Source organism: Glaciibacter superstes DSM 21135 (genome assembly GCF_000421145.1).
Taxonomy (GTDB): domain Bacteria; phylum Actinomycetota; class Actinomycetes; order Actinomycetales; family Microbacteriaceae; genus Cryobacterium; species Cryobacterium superstes.
In genome coordinates, this window is sequence record NZ_ATWH01000011.1 from 87,779 (window position 1) to 102,510 (window position 14,732).

At 66.0% G+C, this 14,732-nt stretch carries 9 protein-coding genes and 1 pseudogene; 5 read left to right on the forward strand and 5 right to left on the reverse strand.

The window, feature by feature from the left end:
* Positions 1 to 4: 4 nt before the first annotated feature.
* Entirely contained in the window at positions 5 to 1,099 is a 1,095-nt protein-coding gene (locus K323_RS0115625) for an endonuclease/exonuclease/phosphatase family protein (protein WP_022886210.1), read from the reverse strand.
* A gap of 86 nt (positions 1,100 to 1,185) precedes the next feature.
* Between K323_RS0115625 and K323_RS0115630 the strand changes: the two genes are divergently transcribed.
* On the forward strand, positions 1,186 to 2,064 hold the full coding sequence (locus tag K323_RS0115630; RefSeq protein WP_022886211.1) for a PHP domain-containing protein: 879 nt from the start codon (positions 1,186 to 1,188) through the stop codon (positions 2,062 to 2,064).
* Positions 2,065 to 2,673: 609 nt separating this feature from the next.
* Positions 2,674 to 3,309: a hypothetical protein gene (locus K323_RS29010; RefSeq protein WP_022886212.1), complete on the forward strand. Its 636-nt coding sequence runs from the start codon at positions 2,674 to 2,676 to the stop codon at positions 3,307 to 3,309.
* Between the two features lie 192 nt (positions 3,310 to 3,501).
* Here the strand turns inward: K323_RS29010 and K323_RS0115640 are convergent, their stop codons facing one another.
* Positions 3,502 to 5,037 (reverse strand): DEAD/DEAH box helicase, encoded by a 1,536-nt coding sequence (locus K323_RS0115640; protein WP_022886213.1) that lies wholly within the window; start codon positions 5,035 to 5,037, stop codon positions 3,502 to 3,504.
* A gap of 187 nt (positions 5,038 to 5,224) precedes the next feature.
* Between K323_RS0115640 and K323_RS0115645 the strand changes: the two genes are divergently transcribed.
* Positions 5,225 to 5,950 (forward strand): ferritin-like fold-containing protein, encoded by a 726-nt coding sequence (locus K323_RS0115645; protein WP_022886214.1) that lies wholly within the window; start codon positions 5,225 to 5,227, stop codon positions 5,948 to 5,950.
* A gap of 49 nt (positions 5,951 to 5,999) precedes the next feature.
* Here K323_RS0115645 and K323_RS0115650 read toward each other — a convergent pair whose 3' ends face one another.
* Positions 6,000 to 6,320: a hypothetical protein gene (locus K323_RS0115650; protein ID WP_022886215.1), complete on the reverse strand. Its 321-nt coding sequence runs from the start codon at positions 6,318 to 6,320 to the stop codon at positions 6,000 to 6,002.
* A 9-nt stretch (positions 6,321 to 6,329) separates the two neighbouring features.
* The gene (locus tag K323_RS0115655; RefSeq protein ID WP_022886216.1) at positions 6,330 to 6,554 is read right to left on the reverse strand and encodes a DUF3107 domain-containing protein; all 225 of its coding nucleotides are present in this window, start codon (positions 6,552 to 6,554) and stop codon (positions 6,330 to 6,332) included.
* A 118-nt stretch (positions 6,555 to 6,672) separates the two neighbouring features.
* Between K323_RS0115655 and K323_RS26590 the strand changes: the two genes are divergently transcribed.
* Both K323_RS26590 and K323_RS26595 read left to right on the forward strand, forming a co-directional pair.
* Positions 6,673 to 10,041, forward strand: a complete 3,369-nt coding sequence (locus tag K323_RS26590) for an ATP-dependent helicase (RefSeq protein ID WP_022886217.1) — start codon at positions 6,673 to 6,675, stop codon at positions 10,039 to 10,041.
* Between the two features lie 101 nt (positions 10,042 to 10,142).
* A pseudogene (locus K323_RS26595) lies at positions 10,143 to 13,445 on the forward strand (ATP-dependent helicase); the annotation flags it as partial.
* A gap of 11 nt (positions 13,446 to 13,456) precedes the next feature.
* Here the strand turns inward: K323_RS26595 and K323_RS30555 are convergent.
* Positions 13,457 to 14,650, reverse strand: a complete 1,194-nt coding sequence (locus tag K323_RS30555) for a phosphotransferase (protein ID WP_084697377.1) — start codon at positions 14,648 to 14,650, stop codon at positions 13,457 to 13,459.
* Between the last annotated feature and the right edge of the window lie 82 nt (positions 14,651 to 14,732).

The window sequence follows — 14,732 nt, forward strand, 5'->3', positions numbered from 1 at the left end:
CAGATCATTCGCCGTCGTTCGGGGTCAGCCGAGCGACGATGGGCCGGTGGTCGCTGCCAGCCGCGTCGCTGGTTGCGATGACGTTCATGCTCGCGACCCGCCAATTCGAGGTGGCCAGAACGTGGTCGATCGGGCTGCCGAGCAGCGCGGGTGCCGCCGTCGGCCACGTGCCGACGGCACCGGAGCCCGCAGTAATGGCGGCATCGCTGCATGCGCCGAGCACGGCGGGGGCGGATGTCTCGAGGCCGGCCATGTGATCGACGGTCGCGTTGAAGTCCCCGGCCATGATCACGTCTCCTGTCGCGCACCGTGTCGCCAGCCAGTCGAGGTCTGAGCGCCAGTTCGACATCTCCCACTGGATGGGAGCCACGGCGTGCACGGCGATGATGGTCGGCCCGTCGCCGTCCGTCGGCGTTGCCACGACCGTCGGCAATACGTTGGTGTTTCCGGGAGGCCCGGAACCCGGTTCGGAGCTGACCGTGTATTCGCCGAGGCCAGGGCTGACCAGCAGGGTGGTCGACCGCGCCTTGGAGACCTGGTCGAACGCGATTGTGTGCACCCACATCGGTCGCCCGGCTTCGCGCATCAACTCGGCCACGGCGACGCCGGTCTCTTCTGTGGTCTCCGGGAGAGTGACGACATCGGCCTGCTGCTCGATCGCCAGCTGAGCAATGGCGTCCGCGCCGGTCGCATCGCCGAGTGTGTTCCAGCTGAGCACGGTCACGTCGCTCGCGTTGCCTCCCTGGGCTGCGCCGACCGTTCCGCTGTGGACTGCGGCCGCTGAAGCCACCTCGACCTGGCCTGTTCCGATGCCGCGCGAGAGGAGGATGCCGGCGTTCGCCACAGCGAAGACGAGCAACAGCGCTGAGAGGGCGAGGAACATGCCGCGCAGGGGACGGATCAGCGAGAACAGGAGGAGCACGACGATTGCGGCGAGGGCCACAACTCCGGCCAGGGCACGCAGCGAGACGATGTGGGCGAACACCCAGCTGTTCTGAAGCCCGACCAGCTGCGGCCAGGCGACAACAAGTAAGAGGGCGGCGGTGATGATAAGCACCAGGGCGCTGAGTATTCGGCCGCTGCGGATTCGGGTGATCATGGCTGAATCACCCTAGGCGAGGATGCTGTGCGGAGGCTCCGCCCAGGCTGCGGTGGCGGACGCATCCGCGCAAGTAGCATGGTGGGATGGCAGGTGTGCGGAAGTTCGAGGGTCCCATCGACCTGCACACCCACTCGAGTGTCTCAGACGGCACGGAAACGCCGGCCGAACTCGTGCAGGCCGCGGTCGCATCCGGGCTCGGAACCGTCGCGCTGACCGACCATGATTCGACGGCGGGCTGGGCGTCGGCGGCCGAAATGGCTCGGGAAGCCGGGATCACTCTCATTCCCGGCATGGAGCTGAGTACCAGGGTGCAGTACTCCAGCGTGCACCTTCTTGCCTACCTGTTCGACCCGGCGAATTCTGCGTTGATGGACGAGACGGCCCGTATCCGCGAGGCCAGACTCACGAGGGCGGAGGAGATGGTGGCCAGGATCGGCGCAGATTACGCGCTCACCTGGGATGACGTACTCGCTCAAACCAGAGACGGAGCCACCGTCGGTCGGCCGCATATCGCAGATGCGCTGGTCGCTCGAGGTCTCGTTCTTGATCGATCCGAGGCGTTCAACGGCATCCTGCACTGGAGCGCCGGGTACTATCAGCCGCACTATGCACCAGACCCGCTCCAGGCGATTCAACTGGTGCGGGCGGCAGGGGGAGTGCCGGTGCTTGCGCACCCGGCCACGCGCGGAGCAGCGGAGCTTGTGCCGGAGAAGCGACTCGCGAAACTCGTCGACGCCGGGCTGTTCGGGCTGGAGCTCGATCACCGGGAGAACAAGCCGGAGGCGAAAGCGCGGCTGGCCGGGTACGCCGTCCGGTATGGCCTTGTCGTGACGGGGTCGAGCGACTACCACGGTTCAGGCAAGCCCAACCGGCTCGGTGAGAACACGACGTCGCCAGAGGTGCTCGACCAGATCATCGCCCAGGGCACCGGCGCCGAGCCCGTCTACCCCTCCGCGCCCTAGTCGCCCCCGCCCGCGCGTTCCGCCTCGAGCCCTAGCACTAGGTGCCCTGAGCGCTGCTCGCCGCGCGTTCGGTCGATGCCGCGCCCCTCCGATCTGCGCCATGCGCCAGTTGCGCGCGGATGCGCCACGCGCGCATGGTACATTCGCGCGTACTTGGCGCGTCGAGGAGCATTGCACTATTCCTCAACAGGTCTTGGCGCACGGCGATTCTCCACAGATTGCTGTGGAAGTTCGAACTCCCGCGTTCGCGCGCTGCACAGTCGTTGTATGACTCAGGCGCAATCCCAAAACTTCGCGGATGGACTTATCCTTGCATCCGATCTCAGCTCGGCTTTCGGAAGGGATTTCCGTCTTCGCGACCGGGTAGACCGTGGAGAACTTGCACGCGTGTCGCGAGGGGTGTACTTCGATGCGGGCAACTGGCGACAGCTGAATCCTGATCAGCGGTACGAACTGCGCGTGCGGGGCGCGGGTCTCCAGCGTCGTGGAACCGCTGTGCTGTCGCATCAGTCTGCTGCGGTTTTATGGGGGTTGCCGCTCCTTCGAGCCTGGCCAACCGACGTCCACTTCCTTACTCAGCGCTCTGCAGGGGGCCGCTCGAAACCGGGAGTGCGACGCCACGCGCTCGGGTTCGATCCTGCGGATGTGACGATGATCGACGGACTTCAGGTCACTTCGGTCGCACGCACGGTGGTGGATCTCGCAGCGACTGTCGATCTTAAATCGGCCGTCGCCGCAGTGGACCGTGCCCTGTTCGTTGCCAAGTTCGGGCGGCACCCGGTCTTGGCAACGAAGGCAGATCTCCTCACGACATGGGAACGCATGCTTCCCTTCCCGGGCTCGGCTCGGGCGCGAACGGTGATCGAGTTCGGAACAGAGTACTCAGGCTCCTCTTTGGAGAGTGGCAGCAGAGTCAACATCGCACTCTGTGGCTTCCCAGAACCGGAACTCCAGCGAGTATTCATCATCGATGGAACCGAGTACAACACAGACTTCTACTGGCTGGACTATGACGCCGTCGGCGAAGCAGACGGAAAAGGGAAGTACTTCGATCCGAGGATGCTCGCTGGACTGACCCCGGAAGAGGCCTTGTATCGGGAGAAGCAGCGCGAAGACGCCATCCGCAGGCGGGTGAGTGGGTTCACGCGATGGGACTCGCCGGTTGGTATGAGTCAGTATCGACTGCGGTTGCGGCTACTCGAATTGGGCCTTCCGACCGGTCGCCCCAGGCTGTTTCTGCGATGACGCGCCAGTAGCGCGCGGATGCGCCACGCGCGCATGGAGCATCCGCGCGTAACTGGCGCGTGGCGAGGAAGGGGGCGGCAGAGCCCTTCCGCGCAGGGCGTGAGACGGCGGCCGGCTGGCGCGGCGAAACTGAGGGCGGCCAGCTGGCGCGGCGAAACTGAAAGCGGCCGGTAGAGGGCCGAGAGGAGCGGATCAGACGGCGCCGGTGCTGCCGGACTGAGGAGCACGGCGGCGCGTGCGACTGCGACGGCGCGGGGAGCTGTTGCCGTCGTGATGCTCCACTCCGCCACCATCGTGGGTGCCTGCGGCGGGCGTCGCGGCCGGGGCATCCGGGTTCGTGCTCTGGCCGACCCGCGTGCGGGTGCGCGTGCGTCCCGAGCGTTCGCGGCCATCGCCTGAGCCTGAGCCTGAGCCGGACGCTGAGCCCGACCCAGAGCGTTCACGGGATGGACGACCGGAATCCGGGCGCCCAGAACCCGAATGCCCAGAGCCTGAGCGACCAGAGCCGGAGCGGCTGCCGACCGGCGGGCCATCCTTGATCGGGGTCGCCCGCAGGCGTCCCTTTGCTCCGGCCGGGATGTTCAGGTCGGCGTAGAGGTGCGGCGACGAGGAGTATGTCTCGACCGGCTCAGGCTGCCCGAACTCGAGCGCGCGATTGATCAGGGCCCACTTGTGCAGGTCGTCCCAGTCGACGAAGGTGACGGCGATGCCGGTCTTGCCCGCGCGACCGGTGCGGCCCACCCGGTGCAGGTACGCCTTGTCGTCTTCTGGGATGGTGTGGTTGATCACGTGGGTGACGTCGTGGACGTCGATGCCGCGAGCCGCGACATCCGTTGCCACCATGATGTCTTTCTTGCCGGCCTTGAACGCGGCCATCGCGCGTTCGCGCTGCTCCTGGTTGAGGTCACCGTGCACGGCGGCCGCGTTGAATCCGCGGTCGTTCAACTCTTCGACCAGCTTGGCGGCAGCGCGCTTGGTGCGCGTGAAGATGATGGTCTTGCCGCGTCCTTCTGACATCAGGATGCGTCCGATCACCTCATCTTTGTCCATGTTGTGCGCACGGTAGACGAGGTGCTCGATGTTGGCCTGGGTAAGGCCCTCGTCTGGATCAGTGGCACGGATGTGGATGGGTCGCGTCATGAAGCGGCGCGCCAAGGCGACGATCGGGCCGGGCATCGTCGCAGAGAACAGCATGGTGTGGCGGGTAGCCGGGGTCTGCGAGAACAGTTTCTCGATGTCGGCGAGGAAACCGAGGTCGAGCATCTTGTCTGCCTCGTCGAGCACCATCTCGCGCACGTTCGCCAGGCTGAGCAGCCGCTGGCTGGCGAGGTCGAGCAGGCGACCGGGGGTTCCGACGACGATCTGCGCGCCGGCCTTGAGCTGCTCGATCTGGCCCTCGTAGGCCTTTCCGCCATAGATCGACACGATCGTCGTGTCGCGGTTCTTGGCGGCAAGCTCGAGGTCTTCTGAAACCTGAACGCACAGCTCGCGCGTCGGCACAACGATGAGTGCCTGCACGCCAGGCTCAGGGTTCAGCCCGAGACGTTGGATCAGTGGAAGGCCGAAGCCGAAGGTTTTGCCGGTTCCAGTCTTTGCCTGGCCGATGATGTCTTGCCCGGAAAGCGCGAGTGGAATGGTCTGGGTCTGGATGGGAAACGGTTCGACGATGCCTTTTTCGGCGAGTGCGTCAACCATGTCCTGGTCAATATTGAGTTCGGAGAAAGTCACGAATGAATGCCTGTCATTACTGGGAGAAAGGGCTGCGCCCGTCTTCTGCCTCAGGCGCACGACCACCGATCCGTTGCCGGTGGCGTACGGCCAGCTTATCGGTCGCCTTCTGTGAACTGACCACGTGACACGGTACAGGGGCGTGCGCAATGGGGCCCGGCGTTCGCGCTGGCCATAAACTGAGCGGGTGGTCACGTGGTTTGGGCGCCAGAAGCGCATCGAGATCCCCCGGTTGAAGCCCAGGGGCGAGGCCTTGCCGACGACGCGCGTCGACCTTGGCGAGCTCACGCCAGAGCTGCTTCCGTACTTCGGCCAGGCAGCGTATTTCGAGCTGGGGCTGTTCCAGACCCTCGCCCAGGTGGTTTCGACCGCACCTGCGCTGGCCTCGAAGGAGAATCTGGCCCCCGCAGCCGGCGTGGCCCTCACTCGGTACGAAGGCCTGGTGGCCGAGATCCGCCGGCATGGCGGCGATGCAACGGATGCGATGGCAGCGTTCCAGCCGGCGCTTGACGAATTCAGCCACGCCACTCGAGGTTCGGACTGGGCAGAGCTGCTGCTCGGTTCGTATCTGACTGCCGGACTGCTCGAGGACTTCTTCCTCAGCCTCTCCGACGGACTCCCTGCCGACGCGCGTCACCGTGTTGCGCAGATTTTTGGCGGCGGCTCGATTGAAGCGGTTCTGGTCGCCGAGCTCACGGCGTGCCTGGCAGCCGACCCCACGCTGGCGTCGCGGCTGGCGATGTGGGGCCGCCGACTCGTTGGCGACACCCTGCTGATCGCCCGTTCAGCCCTGCACGTTTCCGGCGACCTCGCCGCTCACGAAGCACGGGTTGAGTTGCGGATCGAGCCGGTGTTCACCGAATTGATCGCTGCCCATACACGTCGCATGGACGGCCTCGGACTTACCGCCTGATCACCGGGAGCGAAGCGGGGAGAAGAGTGAAGAGCGCCGCAGCGACCGGTCAGGCGCTCGTCTGTGCCTCAGCCCGTGCCCCAGTCTTGACCAGTGTGTGCAGCATCCGTTCGTCGCCGCGTGCACGCGTACGCACGATGAGGAGCTTGGTGACAACCGCGACGATGGCCGCGAGACCGAGCGAGATCCACCAGATCCAGCCCTCGTCCCACTTCAAGCCGAGCCAGGTCAGGGCGACCCAGAAAACGGATGCCGCGGCCGTCGCGATCGCCGGCAGCAGCACCGAACCCTGGGTGGAACGCCCGGGCAGGATGTAGCGAGTGCCGAGCCCGAGAATGGCTCCGCCCAGCGCGACGAACATGAGTTCCATCGTGGGGGCCTAGGCGACGAAACCGACGCGGCGAGACTCTTCTGAGCCCAGCTCGACGTAGGCGACTCCGGCGGTCGGGACGATATAGATGCGGCCCTTGTCATCGGAAAGCTTCAAGTAGCCGGTCTGGCCGGCGAGGGCTGCAGCGACCGTCTCCTCGATCTCGTTAGCGGGCTGCGACGTTTCGAAACCGATCTCGCGGGGGGAGTTGAAGATGCCAATGCGGATATCCACCAGGTACGCCTTTCGTTGCCTACCCGCTCAGATTACGGCAGAACCGCGGGTGCGCCCGACGGCGTTCACTGTCGGCGCAACCGGCGGCAGTGTCTGTGGCTCGCGCTAGCGTTAAAGCGTGACCAGACAGCCAGCAGACATCGTCGATGTCCCCCTCTTCGACGGCCGGGAATTCGAGGAGCCCGTTGTTTCGAACAACCCCGTAGAGAACAATCCCGTAGAGAACAATCCCGTAGAGAACAATCCCGTAGACAAGCATCCCCTCGACGACGCACAGCGGGCCGTGCTCCGAATTCCGAACGGATCGTCTGCCGCCGTGATCGGCGCACCGGGAACCGGCAAGACGACAACACTGATCGAACTTGTGGCCGACCGTGTGCTGAGGCGAGGCTATTCGCCGTCTGACCTGCTCGTCATCGCTCCCACTCGCACCGGTGCGACCACCCTGCGCGACCGGATTGCCGTTCGGCTCGGTGTTCCGACCAGCGGGCCGCTCGCACGCACCGCGAACTCGATCGCGTTCCAGATCGTCCGTGACGCGGCTGTGCAGGGTGGTGACTCTTCTCCGACCCTGCTTACCGGCGGGGAACAAGACCAGATCGTCACCGACCTGTTGCAGGGTCATCTCGAAGAAGGGATGGGTCCAACGTGGCCGGAACATCTCGGCCCAGAGGTCAGGGGGCTGCGTGGGTTCCGCACCGAGCTCCGCGACCTGATGATGCGTGCAGTCGAATACGGTGTCTCGTCGGAACGGCTGGCCGCGCTCGGCCGCGAACACGATCGCGACGAATGGGTGGCTGCGGCAGAGTTCATCCGCGACTATGAAGACGTCAAGGACCAGTCGAGGGAAGGCCAGTTCGACTCGACTGAGCTTGCCGTATACGCCGCAGCCATTGTGCGGGCGGCGCCCGGAGGTGGCGGTGGCGGTGCCACGCCTGCCGGTCCGGTGGGAGCCGGCCACCTGACATCCGTTTCGGCGGCAACCGGCCTGCTCGGCACCGGCCTGCTCGGCACCGGTCCGCTCGGTTCGTTGGGCGACCTGCGACTCATCGTGCTCGAAGACGCGCAGGAGGCAACCCAGGCCACGCTCACGCTGCTCGCCCAGTTCGCGGCCAGAGGCGTCGCCGTCATCGCGTTCGGCGATCCAGACATCAGCACCGGATCGTTCAGGGGCGCCCATCCGGATGCCCTGGGTCGCCTCGGCTGGTACCTGGGCGTCGCCGGCGTGGCCACCCACATTCTTGGCACGGTGCACCGGCACGGGCACGCCATCCGGGCCGTCGTGCAGGAGGCGACAAACCGCATTGGAGCTGCATCGGCCGGACGCCAGCGCGCAGCGTCGCTCAGCAACGCGAGCAGCGGGCACGCGGAGGCCAGCGGGCTCGCGACGGCCATGGTCGCCCCCAGTCCCGCCGATCAACTCGCCATCATCGCCAGGCGCCTGCGGGAGCGGCACGTGCTGGGCGGCATCCCGTGGGACAGGATGGCCGTCATCGTCAGAAGCGGTTCCCTGGTTCCCTCCATTTCGAAGGGTCTCGCCGCACTCGAGGTTCCGACGCAGGTCGCGACCATCCAGTCTGCCCTTCGCGACGAACCGGCCGTTGCGGCGTTCATCCTCGCGCTCGATGTGGTCTTCGCCCGGCGTCCGCTCGACGGCGAAACGGCGAACGCGCTCCTTGCCGGACCTCTCGGAGGGCTCGACCCGATCACCCTGCGCCGGTTGCGCGCGGCACTGCGCCAGCAAGAGCTCTCCGGGGAAGGGGACCGCGGAGCGGACGAACTGTTGGTCGAGGCACTGACTGTTCCCGGTGCGCTCGCCACGATCGACACACGAACAGCGCGGCGGGCTGCGGCGTTCGGCGACAGCCTGCGCGCAGCATCCGTCGACCAGCGTGACGGCGCCACCATCGAAGAATTGCTCTGGGGTCTGTGGGAGCGCAGTGGACTCGCCGCGTCGTGGTACGAACAGTCGAACGGCGCCGGGATCGTGGCCGACGAGGCCAACCGCAATCTCGACGCGGTCGTCGCACTGTTCTCCGCCGCCCAGCGTTTTGTCGAGCGAACGCCCGGTGCCCCGCCCGTTCTGTTCCTCGAGCACCTGGTCGACACCGACGTGCCGGAAGACACGCTGGCTCCGCGCGCACTGGGCGATGCCGTGACCGTGTCGACGACCAGTGGCACCATCGGCCAGGAGTTCGAGATCGTCGTCATCGCCGGGGTGCAGGACAACGTCTGGCCAGACCTGCGTATCCGCGGCTCGCTCCTCGGCGCCGGTGATCTTGCCGCGCTTGTCACCGGAGGCAACCCAGACACGGAAGACGCCCGGACGGCGGTCCTGCACGACGAACTGCGCATGTTCGCGCAGGCGGCCTCCCGCGCCAGCGCCGAACTGCTGGTGACGACGGTCAGCAACGAAGACAACCAGCCCTCCGTGTTCCTCCGCCTGCTCCCGGAGTCGCAAACGGAGATCGCGGACCGCTACCCGCTCTCGCTGCGGGGCATGACGGGTCGGCTGAGGCGTGACCTGACAGCGTCACAGCAGTCGCCTGAACGGGTGAAGGATGCGCCGGCGACACTCGCGCGCCTCGCCAGGGAGAAGGTGGCAGGGGCGGATCCCGCCGAATGGTACGGACTCCGTGAGGCCAGTACCACCCTGCGACTGAACGAACCGGATGCCGGGGACGGCCCGGTGCGCGTGTCGCCGTCGAAGATGGCGTCATTCGAGACCTGCCCGCTGCACTGGCTGATCGACACTCTCGGTGGCGGCACCAGCAATTCGGCCGCGAACCTCGGCACCATCATCCACACCGTGATGGAAGAAGCCACGTCGGCCGAGAACGCAGACCTAGACGTAGTGAGCGCAGACGCGCTCTGGCGCGGAGTCGAGGCACGCTGGGGAGAGCTCGTCTTCGAATCGGAGTGGCAGTCGCAGGTGCAGAAGAACGATGCACGCAGGCTCACCGACCGACTGGCGTCCTACCTGGCCGACTTCGAGCGGGCAGGGTCGACGCTGCTGAGCGCTGAGGGACACTTTGAGCTCGCCATCGGAGAATCAGGGCACGGCGCTGCCGTGCTGAGCGGCACCGTCGATCGAGTGGAGAAGCTCGCAGACGGACGCGCGGTGATCGTCGACCTGAAAACCGGAAAGAGCGATCCCAAGACCGACGACGGCGTCGTCGATCACCCGCAGCTGGGTGCCTACCAACTCGCATTCCATGACGGCGCGATCGACGGTATTCCTCCCGGTTCCGAGCTCGCAGGGGCTCGGCTCGTCATCGTCTCGTCTGGCACGGCAAAGAAGAATTACCGCGACCCGACGCAGCAGGCTTTCAGCCCGGAGGAGCTCGACAGCTTCCGCCGAAGGGTCGCCGACGACGCCGGCGGGATGGGCGGATCAACCTTCATCGCAGAAATCGCCGATCATTGCCTGGATCCGTGGTCATTCGGGTCTTGCCGCATCCACGTCATCAGGCAGGTCAGTTCATGAGCGAAGAATTCGCGGGGGCGCCCGTCGGTGCTGTATCTGTCACCACTGCACCTGCTACTGCTGTGCAGATCGCCCAGGCCCTGAACAAACCCCTCCCGACGATGGAGCAGCAGGCCGTCATCGAAGCACCGCTCGAGCCGGTGCTGGTCGTTGCGGGGGCGGGCAGCGGAAAGACCGAGACGATGGCCAACCGCGTGCTCTGGCTGCTTGCCAATGGTCTCGTGAGGCCAGATCAGATCCTCGGTCTGACGTTCACCCGCAAGGCGGCAGGTGAGCTCGCCAGCCGGATCAACGATCGGATCAGCCAGCTCGACGATGCCGGCCTGATCCGCCGTCCAGTCGAGGTGCACAGCCCAGCCGGAATGCACAGCCCAGCCGACGTGCACAACCCGATCAACAGCACACCAGACGCCGCTGACCTCTTCGACAGGCCGACAGTGTCCACCTACAACGCGTTCTCCAGCCGCCTTTTCAGTGACAACGCACTGTTGCTCGGTCGAGAGCCGGAGTCCGTGCTTCTCTCTGAAACGTCTGCGTGGCTGCTCGCCAGGCGGGTGGTGATCGAATACGGCGACCGTCGACTGGTTCCCTACGGAAAGAAGCTCGAGGCTGTGACGGATGCGGTGCTCGAGTTGAGCAGAAACCTCGCAGAGAATCCGCCCCCGCATCGTGCCGGCGAAGTTGCCTCCGGTCACGATCTCGCCGGCCTGGCCGAGAGCTTCCAGTACCTCGAAGGCCTCCCGTACGGACGGGCAGGCAAGTCCACGGCATACGCATCGGTGATCGACTCCATTGCTGCCATCGCACCATTGCCTGTCCTCGGCGAACTGGCTGGGCGCTACCAGGAGGAGAAGCGCCGGCTCGGGCTCATCGAGTTCTCCGACCAGGTCGCCCTCGCCCTCCAGGTCTGCCGCACGATCCCGAGCGTCGCCGCGCGCAGCCGCGAGCAGTACCGGGTGGTGCTCCTTGACGAATACCAAGACACCTCCGTGCTGCAGACCGAGCTGCTTGCGACTCTCTTCGCGCAGCATCCGGTGATGGCCGTCGGTGACCCGCATCAGTCGATCTACGGTTGGCGCGGAGCGTCTGCCGCGAACCTGCTGGGGTTCGCATCGGCCTTCGGGGGCGGTGACGGGGGCGGTGACCGCGGCGGTGTCGAGGCCGGTTCACAGGCCGGTTCGAATGACGTTTCAGCGGTGGAGGCAATGTCCCTCTCCTACACCTGGCGCAATCCAGTGACGGTGCTCTCCGCCGCGAACACGCTGGTCTCCCCGCTCAGTGACGCACTGCGCGCGCGTCCGAACGGCATCCAGGTGGACACCCTCAAGGTGCCAGAGGGCGCGGCACCAGGCCGGGTCGAGGGGGAGATGCTGGAGACCATCGCAGACGAAGCGGCACGCATCGCGCGGTGGTTCGCCGAGCGCCTGCCAGAGGGCACAGAACGCACCGGAGCGATGCTGTTCCGCGCCAGGCGCGACATGGACTTCTACGCGGAGGTGCTCAGGGAACACGGCGTCAGGGCTCACGTACTCGGGATCGGTGGGCTCCTGTCGACCCCGGAGATCGCCGACCTGGTCAGCGTGCTGCGGGTAGTCAACGACCCGTCGGCGGGAACGGAACTCATCAGGGTACTCACCGGCGGTCGCTGGCGAATCGGACCGCGCGACCTGAAGGCGCTCTCCGGTGTCGCCCGCTGGCTGGTCTCGCACGACTGGGCACAGAAAGCGGTCAGCGACGAGATGAAAGCGCGGATCACGGCATCCGTCGCGGAAGAGGACTCGAGCTCTCTCGTCGACGCCCTCGATTTTGTGTCGACGGCGCCGGAGGGGCACACCCAGCTCGCCGGTTTCAGCCACGAGGGCCGGGTGCGCCTGCGCGATGCCGGTCGGCAGTTCGCCTGGTTCCGCTCCCGTGCGGGGCTCGGGCTCCTCGACTTCGTGCGGTTGATCGAGCAGGAACTCCTGCTCGACGTCGAGCTGGTGGCCAACGAATCCCGTGGACTCGGTCTCGCGAACCTCTATTCGTTCCACGACAACATCGAAGCGTTCCTGCGCAGCGACGAGCTCGGCACTCTGGGCAGCTTCCTGCGGTGGCTGAAGCGGGCAGAGGCCTGGGATGACATGGGCCCGCGCACCGAGATGTCGGAACACGGCACGGTGCAGCTGCTCACTATTCACGGGGCCAAGGGCCTCGAATGGGATTACGTCGCCATCCCCGCCCTGACCGAGAACTCCCTGCCCGCGCAGGCCAAGGAAGGCTCAGGGTGGCTGCGGTTCGGTGAACTCCCATACCCGTTCAGGGGAGACAGGGATGAGTTGCCGGCACTGAGGTGGAAGCACCACAGCACCCAGGCCGAATACGACGAGGAGTTCACCGGGTACAAGACGCAGTTGAAAGCGCGGCATGAGGCAGAGGAGCGTCGCCTCATCTACGTCGCAACGACCCGCGCGCAGCGTGAACTGTTACTCACGGGTTCGTTCTGGGCAGCCGGCAAGCGCCAGCGAAAGCCCAGCCGCTACCTGGCCGAACTCGCAGCCGCAGGTCTGATCGATCCGCTACCGGAGAAGAGCGCCACCGACGACAAGCCAGATATCGTCGGCGACGGAACCGAGGTCTGGCCGTTCGACCCGCTCGGCACGCGGCGTCGAAGGGTCGAAAACGCGGCCGCGCTGGTTGAGGCGGCAGCGGCTGCCAGTGTGGAGAACGGAGCGGATGCCGAGACCAGGTGGTCTCGTGAAGTGACCCTGCTGCTCGCAGAGCGCGCATTGCGCCTGGCCGGTGCCTCCATCACGGCCCTGCCAACGCGTATTCCCGCGTCGCGCTTCAAAGACTATGTCGACGATCCCATCGGCGCGGCCAGCGCGCTCCGCCGACCGATGCCGCAGAGGCCATATCGGGCGACGCGCCTTGGCACGCTCTTCCACTCGTGGGTGGAGCAGCGTGCGGGGGGCGCGTCGTCCGGAGACCTGGTCGATGCCGGCCTCGCGGAGTTCGATTTCGACATAGCCGGCATCGGTGAGGATCGCCTTGATGGTGGCGGTATCGACGAATCGGGGGAAGTCAGAGGCACCGATGACCCAGAAACCGTACAGTTCGAGCGGTTGAAGTCGACGTTCGAACGTTCCGCGTGGGGAGCATTGAAGCCAGAAGAGGTGGAGATCGAAATTCATCACGTTCTCGCCGGAGCGGTATTCGTCTGCAAACTCGACGCGGTGTACCGCACACCGACCGGTTACCAGGTCGTCGACTGGAAGACCGGCAAAGCGCCAAAGAACGCGGCCGACCTCGAATTGAAGCAGACGCAGCTTGCGTTGTACCGGCTCGCATACGCGCGCTGGAAGGGGATCGATCCAGAAACAGTCGACGCGGTGTTCTACTTCGTTGCCGACGACACGGTCGTCGCGCCGGAGCGGCTCTACTCCGAAGAAGAACTCGTGTCCGCCTGGTCGGCCGTGCGTGAGTCGGCTGGGCGCGACTTGGCTGGGCGTGGCTCCGCTGCCTTGGTGCCCCGTGCGGGTGCGACGGGGGTGATCACTCCGGTGTCGGCGAATTCAGACAGCTTGAACTCTGAGACGTCATAGGAGTCGGTCTGCATCGAGGCATGCAGGTCGCGGGCTCCGGTACGCGGAGTCGTCTGGAGCATTGCCTCGACGTCTGAGACCTCCAGGATCGGACCGGTCTCCGGTGACAACGGATGCATCGTTCGACTGTGCACTGTATCCACCAGTCCGTCCAGCATGGCCACAGCATCGTCGACGATGGACTGGTCCTTCGTGTCTGCACCGTGCAACAGCCAGCGGGCCAACTCGAGTTCCGCATAGAGCATGGCCCGGCGGGTGATCTGCTGGTCGGTGGCCTGGCGCGCGGCGGCATAGGCAGCCACGGCCGTTTCTGCTGCGGAACCACGGGCGCCGAGCAACCAGTGCAGGTCGCGCGCCGGGTCGCCGACGGCGAGAGCCGACCAGCCGAGAACACCGGATACGGCATCGTCGGTGATCAGGAACGACTCTGCCGACAGGGAACCGTGGATGACAGTCGGCGGAAACTGCCAGAGGCTCTCGTCGTCGGTCGCCTGCTCCCAGCGCCGCAGCAGGGCGGCGGGCAGGGATCCGGTGCGATCGGCTCGGCCGATGATGTCGATGACGCTCTCGCGGCATTCCTGGGCGCTCTGGATCGGCAGGCCGGCGCTGGCGATGAATGCGGTCGGGAGCCCGTGGATGGCTGCAATGGCACGGCCGATCGAGCCGGACACGCCCTCGTGGCCGGTGAGTGCATCCGTGTCGAACGAGTCTCCTGGAAGCAATTCGTAGACGATCGCCCTGCTGGTGCCATACGGTGCCTGGCCGACAAAGCTCGGAACGTCGAACGGGAGCCGGCTCCGGTTGCCGTCGGTCAGGGCGCGGAGCGCCACCAGGTCGGCTGACTGCTCGGTTTCGGCTATCTGGCTGCGCGGAACACGGATGATGAATTCGCGTCCGTCACGGCCGACGACATGGGCCGAATCGAACATTCCGTGGGTGCCGCGACTGTGCGTGCGGGCGCGTGCGACGTCGAGGCCGGCAACAGCGGAAGTGGCCAACGCGGCTAGAGTGAGGGGGGATCTGGCCATGCCTTCTAGGGTAAGTCGAGTTCCCCCCGGCGCGGTTGTTCGCCACGCCTCCACCCGTATTCGGCACGCGTTGCCTGAGACC

Excerpts from the sequence above, each read along its gene's own strand:
- K323_RS30555 (WP_084697377.1), bottom strand. The coding sequence starts at position 14,650 with ATGGCCAGATCCCCCCTCACTCTAGCCGCGTTGGCCACTTCCGCTGTT.
- K323_RS0115650 (WP_022886215.1), bottom strand. The coding sequence starts at position 6,320 with ATGGAACTCATGTTCGTCGCGCTGGGCGGAGCCATTCTCGGGCTCGGC.
- K323_RS0115625 (WP_022886210.1), bottom strand. The coding sequence starts at position 1,099 with ATGATCACCCGAATCCGCAGCGGCCGAATACTCAGCGCCCTGGTGCTT.
- K323_RS0115630 (WP_022886211.1), top strand. The coding sequence starts at position 1,186 with ATGGCAGGTGTGCGGAAGTTCGAGGGTCCCATCGACCTGCACACCCAC.